Annotated in this window: 9 protein-coding genes; 2 read left to right on the forward strand and 7 right to left on the reverse strand. The window is 63.1% G+C overall.

Translation table 11 applies throughout. From position 1 onward, the window contains the following. Positions 1–35: 35 nt before the first annotated feature. The 4 genes from ACTJKM_RS07290 to ACTJKM_RS07305 all read right to left on the reverse strand — a co-directional run bounded on the left by ACTJKM_RS07290 (position 36) and on the right by ACTJKM_RS07305 (position 5,210). Entirely contained in the window at positions 36–1,634 is a 1,599-nt protein-coding gene (locus ACTJKM_RS07290) for an L-aspartate oxidase (RefSeq protein WP_058329440.1), read from the reverse strand. A gap of 110 nt (positions 1,635–1,744) precedes the next feature. Further along, complete coding sequence (gene nadA / locus ACTJKM_RS07295; RefSeq protein WP_058329441.1) at positions 1,745–2,824, reverse strand: quinolinate synthase NadA; 1,080 nt, start codon at positions 2,822–2,824, stop codon at positions 1,745–1,747. A gap of 171 nt (positions 2,825–2,995) precedes the next feature. Continuing rightward, positions 2,996–4,234: an MFS transporter gene (locus tag ACTJKM_RS07300; RefSeq protein ID WP_058329442.1), complete on the reverse strand. Its 1,239-nt coding sequence runs from the start codon at positions 4,232–4,234 to the stop codon at positions 2,996–2,998. A 109-nt stretch (positions 4,235–4,343) separates the two neighbouring features. Continuing rightward, complete coding sequence (locus ACTJKM_RS07305) at positions 4,344–5,210, reverse strand: helix-turn-helix domain-containing protein (protein ID WP_440635490.1); 867 nt, start codon at positions 5,208–5,210, stop codon at positions 4,344–4,346. A 127-nt stretch (positions 5,211–5,337) separates the two neighbouring features. On the opposite strand from ACTJKM_RS07305, the gene ACTJKM_RS07310 reads away from it, so the two are divergent. After that, entirely contained in the window at positions 5,338–6,270 is a 933-nt protein-coding gene (locus ACTJKM_RS07310; protein WP_058329444.1) for a phytanoyl-CoA dioxygenase family protein, read from the forward strand. A gap of 62 nt (positions 6,271–6,332) precedes the next feature. Here the strand turns inward: ACTJKM_RS07310 and ACTJKM_RS07315 are convergent, their stop codons facing one another. The 3 genes from ACTJKM_RS07315 to ACTJKM_RS07325 form a co-directional block, all read right to left on the reverse strand. Beyond that, positions 6,333–7,184: an MOSC domain-containing protein gene (locus ACTJKM_RS07315; RefSeq protein WP_058329445.1), complete on the reverse strand. Its 852-nt coding sequence runs from the start codon at positions 7,182–7,184 to the stop codon at positions 6,333–6,335. Between the two features lie 80 nt (positions 7,185–7,264). Next, entirely contained in the window at positions 7,265–7,921 is a 657-nt protein-coding gene (locus ACTJKM_RS07320; protein WP_057252781.1) for an HD domain-containing protein, read from the reverse strand. 6 nt (positions 7,922–7,927) lie between these two features. Continuing rightward, positions 7,928–10,747 carry a DUF2339 domain-containing protein gene (locus ACTJKM_RS07325; protein WP_058329446.1) on the reverse strand — a complete coding sequence of 940 codons (2,820 nt, stop codon included), beginning with the start codon at positions 10,745–10,747 and terminating at the stop codon, positions 7,928–7,930. A gap of 296 nt (positions 10,748–11,043) precedes the next feature. Between ACTJKM_RS07325 and ACTJKM_RS07330 the strand changes: the two genes are divergently transcribed. Continuing rightward, positions 11,044–13,056, forward strand: coding sequence for a PhoX family protein (locus ACTJKM_RS07330; protein WP_058329447.1), 2,013 nt, complete (start codon positions 11,044–11,046; stop codon positions 13,054–13,056). Positions 13,057–13,068 lie beyond the last annotated feature (12 nt).

The following is a 13,068-nucleotide window of genomic DNA, read 5'->3' on the forward strand; positions in this document are numbered from 1 at the left end:
GAGCTTCAGTCACATGCGAGTGGCGGAGTGCCGGATCACGCCGGTTCCGTTTCAGCCAATTCCTTTGAAAGGCGATTGGCTTCGGCGAGCGTCAGGTAGGTGCGTCGGCGCCATTCCGGACGCTCCGCCGGGCAATCGGCGCGGAAGTGGCCGCCGCGGCTTTCCGTGCGGCGTAGCGCACCGACGGTTATCAGCTTGGCTGTCGTGATGATGTTGGTGAAGCGCATGCGCGAATTTTCGCGCTCGAGCCGCTCGATCTCTCGGATTGCCTTCAGCAGGCTCTCGCGGGTGCGGATCACACCGACGCAATCGCTCATCACCTGGCGCAGAACCTTGAGCTGCGGGCTGTCCTCGACGGTCACCGGATCGTCATTCTCGCCGGCATTGTCGCCCCACTCGGTGAGCTGCGGCGTCGGCAGCGTGCCCTTGATGTTTTCGGCAATGCGGGCCGCAAAGACGACCGCTTCGAGCAGCGAATTGGAGGCAAGGCGGTTGGCGCCATGCACGCCGGTCGATGTGACTTCGCCGGCGGCCCAGAGGCCATCGATCGACGTGCGGCCTTCCGCGTCCGTCAGCACGCCGCCCATATGGTAGTGGACTGCGGGCACGACAGGGATCGGCTGGGTCACCGGATCGATGCCGGCCGCGGTGCACGAGGCATAGACCGTCGGGAACATGTCGGGGAAGTGCTTGCCCACCGCCTTGGTGCAATCGAGGAAGGCACCGCGCCCCGCCTGGACTTCGGCAAACACCCCGCGCGAAACGATGTCGCGCGGCGCAAGCTCGCCGTCCGGATGAATGTCGAGCATGAAGCGATGGCCGGCCGCATTCAGGAGATGGGCACCGTCGCCGCGCAGCGCCTCGGTCGCCAGCGGCGCCGGATCCTTGCCGATATTGATCGCGGTCGGATGGAACTGCACGAACTCCGGATCGGCGATGATCGCGCCGGCGCGCGCTGCCATGCCGACTCCCTGCCCGCAGGCTTCCCAAGGGTTGGTGGTGACCGCATAGAGATGACCGACGCCGCCGGAGCAGAGTACGACGGCACGCGCCGGAAACGAGACGCGCTTCTTCGATTGGCCGGCATCCGGCCGCGCGATGACGCCGGAGATGAACCGGCCCTCGCGAACCAGTTCCTCCACGACGTAACCCTCGATCACGCGGATCGACGGCGTCTTGCGCACCGCGGCAATCAACGCTTCCATGATCGCCTTGCCGGCCATGTCACCCTTGACCCGGACAATGCGCCGCTCGGAATGCGCCGCCTCGCGCGACAACAGCAGCTTGCCTTCGAGGTCGCGATCGAAGGGCACGCCATATTCCAGAAGATCGTGAATGCGCGCCGGGCCTTCGGCGACCATCATGCGCGTCATCTTCTCGTCGACGATGCCGGCGCCGGCGGCGAGCGTGTCGGCAACGTGTTTCTCGAAGGTATCGCCCGGGCTCATGGCCGCGGCGATGCCCCCTTGAGCCCAGGCCGACGAGGCGCCGTGGCCGATGGGCGCGGCAGCCAGGATCGTCACCGGCCTCGGGCTCAGCTTCAGCGCGCAGAAAAGGCCGGCCAGGCCGCCGCCGACGATGACGATGTCGTCAATCCCGTTGAAGGATTGCGGGCGGAAGTGGTCGGTCAGCATGTTTCATTCTCCTCCAATGCGCATGCAGAGTTTCTATATTCTACAGCGACCTTTGCGCGCCTGATAAGGCGCGCGGCGCTGTAGGCCGGGCGAACCGCCAGGCGGAATTGCTACTGCTTGAGGTTCACCATGCGTTCGACCGCAAGGCGGGCGCGGGCGGCGATCGCCGGATCGACGAGAACCTCCTCCGTCATGTTGAGCAGGCTGTCGAGGATCTTCGGCAGCGTGATGCGCTTCATGTGCGGACAGAGGTTGCAGGGCTTGACGAACTCGACGCCCTCGATCTCGGCCTGGATGTTCGATGCCATCGAGCATTCGGTGACGAGCAGCACCTTCGACGGGCGGTTGTCCTTGACATAGTTGATCATGCCCGACGTCGAACCGGCGAAATCGCAAACGGCGATCACATCCGGGTGGCATTCCGGATGGCCGATGATCTCGATGCCCGGATTGGCTTCCTTGTAAGCGAGCAGCTCGGCAGCGGTGAAGCGCTCATGCACTTCGCAGTGGCCCTTCCAGGTCACGATCTTCTTGTTGGTCTGGCGCGCGACATTCATCGCCAGATATTCGTCGGGGATGCAGAGCACCGTGTCGGATTCCAGGCTCTCGACGACGTCAAGCACGTTGGACGAGGTGCAGCAGATATCGGTCTCGGCCTTCACGTCGGCGGAGGTGTTGACGTAGGTGACGACAGGAACGCCGGGGTAACGCTGCTTCAGAAGGCGCACATCGGCGCCGGTGATCGATTCCGACAAGGAGCAGCCGGCTTTACCGTCCGGGATCAGAACCGTCTTTTCCGGGCTCAACAGCTTCGACGTTTCGGCCATGAAGTGCACGCCGCACTGGATGATGATCTCGGCATCGACTTTGCTGGCGTCACGGGCAAGCTGCAGCGAGTCGCCGACGATATCGGCGACGCAGTGGAAGATGTCGGGCGTCTGATAGTTATGCGCGAGGATGACGGCATTGCGCTCCTTCTTCAGCCGGTTGATGGCGTGCACATAGGGCGCATAGACCGGCCACTCGATCGCCGGGATAAAGTCCTTCACCTTCTCGTAGAGATGTTCCGTCTCGCGTGCGACCGCTGGCGTGAAGGCAAGTTCGGGTCTTTCGATGACACCAAAGCGCTGGGCAGCGCTGACAAGAACCGGGTTCGCCACCGCCTCTTTGCGGGAAACAACGCGCGTCATCGAGATCTCCTCTCCGCCCTCTTCCCGGGCAGCTTTTTCAATTATGCTCAATCTGAGCATAATTGAACCAAAACAAAAGCGGCAAAGCCGCATGGGTTGATTTAGAAAGTTTTGTGACAGAATTCAAGAATGGAGCGCTGTTTTTCGCAGCGCCCCAGTTTGCACATGCGGTCAGGCCATCGCCGGCCGCACCACGCTCTTCTCCTCGATCGGCCAATGGACGATCGCCGCGAAGATACCGAGCACCACTCCGAGCCACCACACCGGATCGTAGGAACCGAAGTGGTCGTAGAGGTAACCGCCCATCCATACACCCAGGAACGAACCCACCTGGTGCGAGAGGAAAACGATGCCGCCGAGCAGACCCAGATGCCGCGTGCCGAACATGATCGCGACCAGCGCGTTGGTCGGCGGCACGGTCGAAAGCCAGAGCAGGCCCATGACGATCGCGAAGATGACGACGGAGACCGGCGTCTGCGGCAGCAGCAGGAAGGCGGTCACCGCCACCGAGCGGGCGATATAGATCAGCGCCAGAAAGTAGGGCTTCGAGTAGTGCTGGGCGATGAAACCCGCAGACAGCGAGCCGATGATGTTGAAGAAGCCGATCAGCGCCAGCGCGATCACCGCATAGCGCGCGTCGATGCCGATATCGCCGATATAGGCCGGAAAATGCGCAGTGATGAAGGCGACCTGATAGCCACAGACGAAGAAACCGGAGACGAGAAGCAAGTAGCTCTTGTGGCCAAGCGCCTCCTTCAGCGCCTCGCCGATCGACTGCTTGTATTGCGCCTCGCTCTGGCGACCGGAGGAGGCATTGCCACGCAGTGGAATCGCGAAGAACGGCACCAGCAGCATGAGGACGCCGAGATAGACGAGGCTGTCCGACCAGCCATAGGCGGAGATCAGCCCCTGGCTCAACGGCGCGAACAGGAACATACCGGCAGAGCCCGCCGCCGTGCAGATGCCGAAGGCGAGCGACCGCTGATGCGGCGTGACGTTGCGGGCAAAGGCCGACAGGAGAATGCCGAAGGAGCCGGAGCCGACCGCCATGCCGACGAGCACGCCGCCACCGATATGCAGCCAGATCGGCGCATTGGCAAAGGCCATGATGATGAGGCCCGCAGCATAGAGAAGGCCAGACATGGCAAGCACCCGCCAAGTGCCGAACCGGTCGGCGATCGCGCCGAAGAACGGCTGGCTCAAGCCCCAGCAGAGGTTTTGCAAGGCCATGGCGAGGCCGAAAGTCGTCCGATCCCAGCCGGTATCGGCGAGCATCGGCAACTGGAAGAAGCCCATCGCCGAGCGTGGGCCGAAGGTGAGCATCGCAACGATCGAGCCGGCCGCAATGATCAGCCAGGGCATCTCCTGACGAGCATGGGACGGTGCGGATGCTCCGGAAACAGCGGACATGAAATATCTCCGATTGATGGAGCGGCATCCTAGGCGGCGGCTAAAACAGATAAAAGCCAATTATATTGACGCCGCGATCACCGAAATTGATGCCGCCAAGACTCCTCTTTCAAGCGGCGCTGCGGAACCGGTTGCGAAACTCCCTGGGCGTCATGGCCTTCGCCGCCTTGAACTGCCGATTGAAGTTGGCGATCGAGCGATAGCCCACTGCTTCGGCGATATGGGCGATCGATCGTCCAGAGCCGCTGAGCAGCGCGCAGGCTTCGCCAATCCTCAACCGCATCAGATACTCCGAGACCGGCATGTTGAGGTGGCGCAGGAACAGGCGATGCAAACCGGAAAGGCTGAGGGCGGCAAGGTCAGCGAGTTCCTCCATCGATGGGTTCTCGGCGTAGTGCAGATGGATATGGTCGAGCACACGGTCGAGGCGTCCACGATCGACCGATCGGCCCGATGGCGTGACGACACGGCTCGACAGCGGTGCCACCTGTTGCTCGCGCGCCAGGATCGTCAGCAGCGACAGGACATCCGGCAGCCGTTCCTCCGGCGCCAGCCGGCGCAACCCTTCGAATAGCGGACGCACGCGGGCGGCAACTTCCGGAGTGAACTGCAAGCCTGGGGCGGATCGCTCGAACATCGCCTTGACGCCGGTGAGCTCGACGAAGCCCTCTTCCAGACGCTCCACCCATTCCGGATGAAACCAGAGCACCAGCGCCACGTGCGGTTCGGCATCGTCAATCTTGCCGGAGGAATGCCAGGTGTGCGGCAGGTTGGAACCGACGAGCACGAGATCGCCGTCGTCATAGGCGCCGATATGGTCGCCGATGAAGCGCTGGCCGCGCGAGTTGAGCGTCAGCGTCAGTTCGAACTCCGGATGATGGTGCCATTGGAACGGAATGGCGACGTCGAGGCGGCGGTCGAGCAGGATCGACGAAGCATTGGTCGCCCGCGGTATTTTCTGCAAAACAGCCTTCATGTTGCATGCCTTCGGCTCACGATGCCAGAATAGTATCAATCTTGGCATGCTTCGTGCAACATGGCCTCGACCGGAAGGCTAGGCTTTCTCCATCGACCAATCGAACATTCAAGGCGAGGAGACATTCATGCAGGCGCTCAGAGACAGCCACCCCACGGCTGCCAACCTCGAGGTACAACTGAAGGACATCAAGAAGCGGCTGCCGCTGCGCGTGCTTTCGGAAACGGACTGGCAGCATTGGGTCAGCAAGGGCTACGTCATCGTGAGACAGGCGGTGCCGCCGGCCAATGTCGAGCGCCTCGTCGATCTGCTCTGGCGCTTCGACGAGAAGGATCCGAGCGATCCTTCGACCTGGTATGCGCCGCAGCGGCGCGAGCACAAGATGAAGGAACTCAACAACACCGGCATGCTGGAGATCTACAATCACCAGTATCTCTGGGACAACCGGCAGGAGCCGCGCATCTACGGCGCCTTCGTCGACATCTGGGATCGAGAGGATCTGTGGGTGACGATCGACCGCGCCAACCTCAATCCGCCGAAGAAGGTGAAGGGCAATCCTGACGGATTCATCCATTGGGATGTCGACACCTCGGTCCGGCCGCTGCCGATCGGCGTTCAGGGCGTGCTGAGCCTGAAGAAGCAGGATGGCGACGTCGGCGGCTTCCAATGCGTGCCGGCACTCTTCGAAAATTTCGAAAGCTGGGAGAGGACCCAGCCGGCCGACCGCGACCCGATGCACCCCGACATGACAGGCCTCTCGACCGTCAACATCGAGATGGCGGCGGGTGACCTGATGATTTTCAACAGCCTGCTCGCCCATGGTGTGCGCCCCAACCACTCCGACGACCGTGTGCGGATGGCGCAATATATCTCGATGCATCCGGCCGAATGGGACAATGTCGCCGAGCGCGAGGAGCGGGTGCGGCTGTGGCGGGAACTCGACCACCCCAAGCGTGACGCCTTTCCCGGCGACCCGCGCCAATGGGAAAAGCACAATGCCTCCCCCGCCAGCCTCTCGGATCTCGGCGCCAAGCTTCTCGGCATCACGCCCTGGACGTGATACCGCCCGGAGCAATTCCGAGAAGAATGTGAAACGACTTTCCGTCCGGAGTTGCGTCCGACTTAAGCCGAAGCACGCACCTTCATCGGCCAGCGTTCACCGCGCCGGCTGGTGACCTTGACCTCATCGCCAAGCTTCAGGGTGCCTTCGCTGCGCGGCACCGCGTTCCAGCCGAAGAGCACGCCGGGCACGCGCCGATCAGACGACATACGTTTCTCGGCCAGCCCCTGGATCGGATTGCCGCCGATGCGCTCGCCGGTGATCTGATCCTGCGTCGTCATGATGCAGCGGGCGCAGGGCTTGACGAGATCGAACCGGATGCCGCCGATTTCGACGCTTTCCCAGAAGTCCTCATCCCAGGCGTCGTCGCAATCGACGAGGATGTTGGTGCGGAAGCGGTCCATGCCGACGGGTTCCTGGCCCTTTTCGGCGAGGCTCCGGTTGAGATCGGCGAGCGAGCCGGTCGTCGTGATCAGGATCGGGAACCCATCGGCAAAGCCGACAGGCGCTGCGGTGCCGGCCCAATCGGCACCGACCAAGCGCTCGGCCGAGGCGTCCATGTGGGCAAGCTTGACCGGGCGGCCGAACCATGCCGACAGCGTCTCATCCGCCGCATCGTCGGAAACGGCGGCATCGACTTCGCTGCCCCAGACCTGGACGTTCAGTCGGCGATCCGGATCAAAGCGTACCGAAGTTTCCCTGTCGCCCATCCTAAGATGCACGCCGCCATCGATGTGGCTGGCTTCGACCTTCGCCAGCGCCTGCAATTCGCGCTGGGTGATGAAGCGTCCGTCGGGCTCGATCAGCATGAAGCGCCGGTCGCCCTCGACGCCATCGAGATTGATGGTGACCGTCTCACGGGCGATGGCGCGGCCGCTTTTCAGCGGATGAATGTTGAGGCCGGTCACCTTCATGGACAATTCCTTCATGTTCAAAAATAGATTCAAGCGCCTGACGATCCGATTCACGGGATAGCGGCAATATCTTGAAAGAATTAGATTTCATCGAGCATCATGGCAAGCACGTCGCGCAGGCGCTCCTCGCGCTCCGCCGCCAATCGGCGGCCAGCTTCGGTCTTGAAGCCATCGGCCAACCGGAACAGCTTGGTCTCGAAATGATCGATGGCGAACGCCTTGTCATCGAGTTCCCTTGCCTCCGCCAGCGGATCGAGCGGGTCATAGAGACCGCTGCCCATGCGCCCGGCGATATAGAAGCAGCGGGCGGCGCCGACCATACCGATCGCATCCAGCCGGTCGGCATCCTGAAGAATCCTCGCCTCCAGCGTCTCCGGTGCAATGTTGGCGGAGAAGCTGTGGGTCAGGATGGCGTGCGCCACGGCGCCGGTCTCTCCCGTACCCCAGCCGAGTTCCTGCAGAATGCCGGTCGCCTTCTCCGCCGCCAGACGTGATGCCTGGGTGCGCAAGGGCGAGTTCTTCTCGACCGAGACGCAATCATGGAGCAGGACGGCGGCGGCGAGCGAACGCGTATCGCCGCCCTCCTCCGCGTGGATGCGCGCAGCATTCTTCCAGACGCGGATCAGATGCGCGGCATCATGCGAGCCGTCATCGGCGGCAAAGGCATGCGGCAGCAGCACCGCGGCGAGATCCTCATGCGGCGCGAAGGCTGCCGCCAGTTTCGAAATATGTGTCATGACGTCCTATTGCTGTTCGGCAGGATCTGTCGGCGCCGTCGATGCGACGCCGACACCGGACAGGATCTTCTGATAGAAGAGCCCTATCCCGATCAATACCCCGCCAAGGCCGATGAAGGACAGGGCCCGCAGGAAACCTTCGAGGTTGGACATGTCGATCAGGAACACCTTCAGGACAGCGACGAAGACGAGAACGGCCGAAGCGATGCGAATGCTCTTGGCATGGAAACGCGAACCGAGCACGAGCAGCAACACGCCCAGCAGCAGCCAGACAACCGAATAGGTGTAGGTCTCCCCCTGCAGGAAACCCTTCCAATCCGCGATGTTTTCCCCCTGCCATGCACGGCGGACCGTGAGGCTCGCCCAGGCGAAGGCCAGCACAGCGCCGCTGACCGCAAGCGCCATGACATAGGGCAACGGCCGCTTGTCACGCGCATACCAGGCCAGCCCCGCATAGCCGAGCCCCGGTAGCAGATAGCCGATCAGCAGGAGATCGAAGAACGGGATATGACCGAGAAGCTCGCCGCTGAAGTAAGGGTTGAGGCCGAGGAGATGCGCCGAAAGCACCGACAACATCGAAAGTACGCCGAGGCCCATGCCGCCATAGCGGAAGACCGGGCTCGGCGACTTCATGTCGAGGCTCATGAAGATCGCCGAGGCGCCGATCGCCAGCAGCGTGTAGATCGACTGCTCGCCGAGCGTCGGCACAGCGCTGTCGAGCACGCCGCCGTTCATCGCGTGACGCACGAGGATCGCGAGCGTCAAGAGCACGAAGAGACTGGCGAGCGCCTGCAGGAGGTTGCGTACCCGTGTGTTCGACCAGGATCTCAGGAAATAGGCGGAGCCGGCGAGGAGCGCGGCGGGAATGCCGTAGCCCGGCAGGAGCGCGTTGAAGACAGGCGTGGTGCCGAGATTGCCAGCACCGACGATCGTCGGCTCCCAGGCGATGCGCCCGAGAACGACCACAGCCGCAGCACCGGTCATCCAGGGCAGGATCGGCCAGGTGCGGATGCGTGTCGCGAGCGCATAGGCTGTTCCGAGCACGGCAATCGCAAGTGTGGTGACGAGCCCATCGGTCCAGGCATGAAGGGCAAGGACAAAGAACGCGAACGAACCGGCGACCAGTAATCCAGCCGTGATATCGCGCGCCTCCGCCTCGCCGCCGCGGCGGTAAAGCCAGTCCACTAACGCGAGCAGCGCGGCTCCGGCGAAGAGCGAGAACAGGCCGTGCGGCAGATCGAAGGCATAGTTGCCGGTCATCAGGAACGACATCGCCGTCAGGGCGATCGGGACAACCGCGGCGATGCCGGCCCAAAGGGTCGAATAATGCGGATGGGTGACGAGGCGGCGCGATAGCACGAAGCCGCCGAGCAACACGAACAGCGCCGCAAGCAGCATTGCCGTGATCATGGCGGTGCGGCCAGGCAGCACGATCGTCGGCAGAGCGTCGGCAAGCGAGGGATCGAGATAGGCGAGCACGCCACTCAGCGCCGTCAGGCTCCAGACGCCGGCGACTGCGCCGACGGCGGAAAGTACGGCGGGATAGACCGCCGTCGCTCGCCAGGCTCCCAAGGCAGCGAGGACAGCAATGACAACGGCAAACTCCGTCACCGGATACGTCGCCGCGGAAACCGCCGGGCTGATCAGAAGGAGCGCAAGCACCGTGGCGGCGATGGCCGCGGAAATGGAGATTGCCGCATGCGGCGGGATAAACAGCCTTTCCCATGGTCCGGCAATGGCACCGCGTCGCTGCGCACCCTCAGGGACTTCGGGCGCGGGTGCAGCTTCCGTAGCACCTGGCCAGACGAGGCCGATGCCGACGATCATCACCAACAGCGCAAAGGCGACCGGCAGCGGTTCGAATGGCGAGGCCGCAGTGATATAGGCAAGCCCCCAAAGCCCGATGCCGACGTTGGCAAGGGTCGGCACTACCGTCCAAGTCCGCAGCCGCGACGCGAGCAAAGTCGCAAGCCAGACTACCGAGAGGAAACCGAAGAGGACCCAGGGGCGCGGTTCGTCGCTCGAGACGAGTGCCGGGGTTGCGAGCGAGGCAAGCAGGCCGAGGCCGGCGAGCGCCTGCCCATGCAGCAGCGACAGACCAACGGTCGCCAGCGAGATCGCGGCCAGCAGAACGAATGCCGCGCCCGTGCCGATATAGCCGTAGATGCCATAGGCGGCATAGGCGACACCGAACAGGGTGACGGCGCCGGCCGCCGTCAGGATGCCGGGGATCATCGCATTTTGGAACTCATTGGCGATGACAGGCACCGCGCGCCTGCGAATGACCTCCCCTGCTGCCATCAGCAAGAGACCGAACAGGGCGGCAAGCGTCAGGCGAACCGCCGGGCTCAGGAGGCCGGCATCAATCGAATACTTGACCATGAAGACGCCGCCGAGCGCGAGCGCAATGCCACCGACCCAGACCGCCCAACGCGCGCCGAGGCGGCTTTCCAGGCTTTCGGTCTGACGGGCCGCAGCCGGAACCGGCTGTGGCGTTTCGGTGCTGGCGGCAATGGTCTCGCCACCCTCGATGTCTTCCGCCGCGTTCTCCGCGTCGCCGAAGATCCGGGCACCCTCGCGCGCGCCGGCGGTCAAGCCGATCGCAGCCTCCTCGACCGTGTCCGGTTCCACCGGCAATTCGGGCGCGGCGGCGAGGTCTTCGGTCGTCGCTTCGGCCTGAACGCCTTCGCCCGACGAGGTCTTCAGCCTCGCGACCTCCGCCTTCAGCGCGGCGATTTCGGCCCCCAGCCGCTCGGCCGTCTTGCGACCGCCGGCAAAGGCGGAAAGAGCGAGGATAAAGGCAAGAAAAGCAAAGAGTTCGAACATGTATTCCCCTGACGGTCGCACCGGCGTGCTCGGCGCAACCATACAAACTTTTGTACGCTCGCCAAATCTCTACAGCGCCGCGCGTCTTATCAGACGCACAAAGGTCGCTGTAGCACTCAGCATTGCGGCATGTTTCCTTAAATCGGTGACGATTCAAGGAAACATGCAATAGACGGCCGAGCACTGTAATCTCTTCACGGAATTGTCGCAGAACTGTCACCGAGCAACTGATACAGGCGGATGAACACCGCTGTCTCGGCGCGGTGGTTTCCATCGTTCAACCAGGAGACCCGATCATGGACAAGCATCTCGGCCAGACGGAAGAGACCGAATTCAAGACGCTGACGGAACGCAGGGAAGAGCTGGAAGACATTGGCCACAACTGTTCCACCAACCCGACGATGGGCGACATCATCCATCGCCGTTTCTCGCGCCGCTCGTTCATCGGCGGCTCGCTCGCCGTTGCCGCGATTTCGACGACGGTCAGCCCACTGGCTCTCCTGACTGCAGAAGAAGCACGCGCCGAGGAAGGTTCGCGCTTCGACTTCACCGAGATCGAAGCCGGCGTCGACGAGAAGCACCATGTCGCCGAAGGTTATGATGCCGACATCCTGCTGCGCTGGGGCGACAAGATCTTCGCGGATAGCCCGGAGTTCGACCCGAAGAACCAGACGGCCGCCGCCCAGGAAAAGCTGTTCGGCTACAACAACGACTATGTCGGCTTCATTCCGCTTGAGGGCAGCGCCGACCATGGCCTCCTGGTCGTCAACCACGAATATACCAATGCCGAGCTGATGTTCCCGGCCTTCGCCAGCGTCGTGAAGGAAAAGGTGACGAAGGACGGCAAGGAAGTCGAGGAAGAGAAGGTCGTTCTCGGTGAGTACACCAAGAAACTGGTCGACATCGAAATGGCCGCCCATGGCGGCACGATCATCGAGATCCGCAAGGTCGACGGCAAGTGGCAGCCGGTTCTCGACGGCAAGAACAATCGCCGCATCACGGTCAACACCGAGATGCAGATCACCGGGCCGGCCGCCGGTCATGACCGCCTGAAGACGCCGTCCGACCCGACGGGAAAGAAGGTGTTCGGCACGATCAACAATTGCGCCGGCGGGGTCACCGCCTGGGGCACCTACATGATGGCCGAAGAAAACTTCAACGGCTATTTCGGCGGCGAGCTCGCCGAAGACCACCCGGAGTACAAGCAGCTCAAGCGCCTGGGCGCACCGGGCGGCCAGTACGAATGGGCCTCCTTCTACGACCGTTTCGACGTCTCCAAGGAACCGAACGAAGCCAATCGCTTCGGCTGGATCGTCGAGGTCGACGCGCTGGATCCGACCTCGGTACCGAAGAAGCGCACCGCACTCGGCCGCTACAAGCACGAAGGCTGTGAATCGATTGTCAACAAGGACGGGCGCGTCGTGCTCTATTCCGGCGACGACGAACGTTACGACTACGTCTACAAGTTCGTGACCAAGGGCACCTTCAACCCTGATGATCGCGCCGCCAACATGGACCTCTTCGACGAAGGCACGCTCTATGTCGCCAAGTTCGACGAGGACGGCACCGTCACCTGGATGCCGCTTACCCACGGCGAAGGCCCGCTGACCGAAGCCAACGGCTTCGCCTCGCAGGCGGACGTGCTGATCAACACCCGCTTCGCCGCCGACGCGCTCGGTGCCACCAAGATGGATCGCCCGGAGGACGTTCAGCCGAACCCTAGGACGGGCAAGGTCTACGTGATGCTGACCAACAACACCAAGCGCAAGGCAGAAGAAGTCGACGCCGCCAACCCGCGCGCCAAGAACGCTTTTGGCCACATCGTCGAGATCACCGAAACCGACGGCGACTTCGCGTCGCTCAAGAGCCGCTGGGACGTGCTGCTGAAGTGCGGCGATCCTGCTGTTGCCGAGGTCGGCGCTTCGTTCTCGACGGCGACCACCAAGAACGGCTGGTTTGGCATGCCCGACAACTGCGCCATCGACACCGACGGCCGCCTCTGGGTTTCGACCGACGGCAACAACCAGAAGGAAACCGGCCGGACCGACGGCATCTGGGCGATCGACACGGACGGCAGTGCCCGCGGCACGTCGAAGCTCTTCTTCCGCGTGCCGGTTGGCGCGGAAATGTGCGGCCCGTGCTTCAACCCGACGTCGGACACCTTCTTCCTGGCCGTCCAGCATCCGGGCGACGCCGGTCTTGCCACCTACGAGACGCCGGCGACCCGCTGGCCTGATTTCAAGGACGATATGCCGGTGCGCCCGGCCGTCGTTGCGGTGACCAAGCAGGGCGGCGGCCGTATCGGCTGACAAGAGCTGCGA

The organism is Ensifer sp. 22460 (assembly GCF_052044935.1).
Classification (GTDB): domain Bacteria; phylum Pseudomonadota; class Alphaproteobacteria; order Rhizobiales; family Rhizobiaceae; genus Ensifer.

What these genes read in the sequence shown, in the direction of transcription:
- ACTJKM_RS07290 (WP_058329440.1), bottom strand. Translation starts at nt 1,634, where the DNA reads ATGCTGACCGACCACTTCCGCCCGCAATCCTTCAACGGGATTGACGAC.
- ACTJKM_RS07320 (WP_057252781.1), bottom strand. Translation starts at nt 7,921, where the DNA reads ATGACACATATTTCGAAACTGGCGGCAGCCTTCGCGCCGCATGAGGAT.
- nadA (WP_058329441.1), bottom strand. Translation starts at nt 2,824, where the DNA reads ATGACGCGCGTTGTTTCCCGCAAAGAGGCGGTGGCGAACCCGGTTCTT.
- ACTJKM_RS07330 (WP_058329447.1), top strand. Translation starts at nt 11,044, where the DNA reads ATGGACAAGCATCTCGGCCAGACGGAAGAGACCGAATTCAAGACGCTG.
- ACTJKM_RS07300 (WP_058329442.1), bottom strand. Translation starts at nt 4,234, where the DNA reads ATGTCCGCTGTTTCCGGAGCATCCGCACCGTCCCATGCTCGTCAGGAG.
- ACTJKM_RS07305 (WP_440635490.1), bottom strand. Translation starts at nt 5,210, where the DNA reads ATGAAGGCTGTTTTGCAGAAAATACCGCGGGCGACCAATGCTTCGTCG.
- ACTJKM_RS07315 (WP_058329445.1), bottom strand. Translation starts at nt 7,184, where the DNA reads ATGAAGGTGACCGGCCTCAACATTCATCCGCTGAAAAGCGGCCGCGCC.
- ACTJKM_RS07310 (WP_058329444.1), top strand. Translation starts at nt 5,338, where the DNA reads ATGCAGGCGCTCAGAGACAGCCACCCCACGGCTGCCAACCTCGAGGTA.
- ACTJKM_RS07325 (WP_058329446.1), bottom strand. Translation starts at nt 10,747, where the DNA reads ATGTTCGAACTCTTTGCTTTTCTTGCCTTTATCCTCGCTCTTTCCGCC.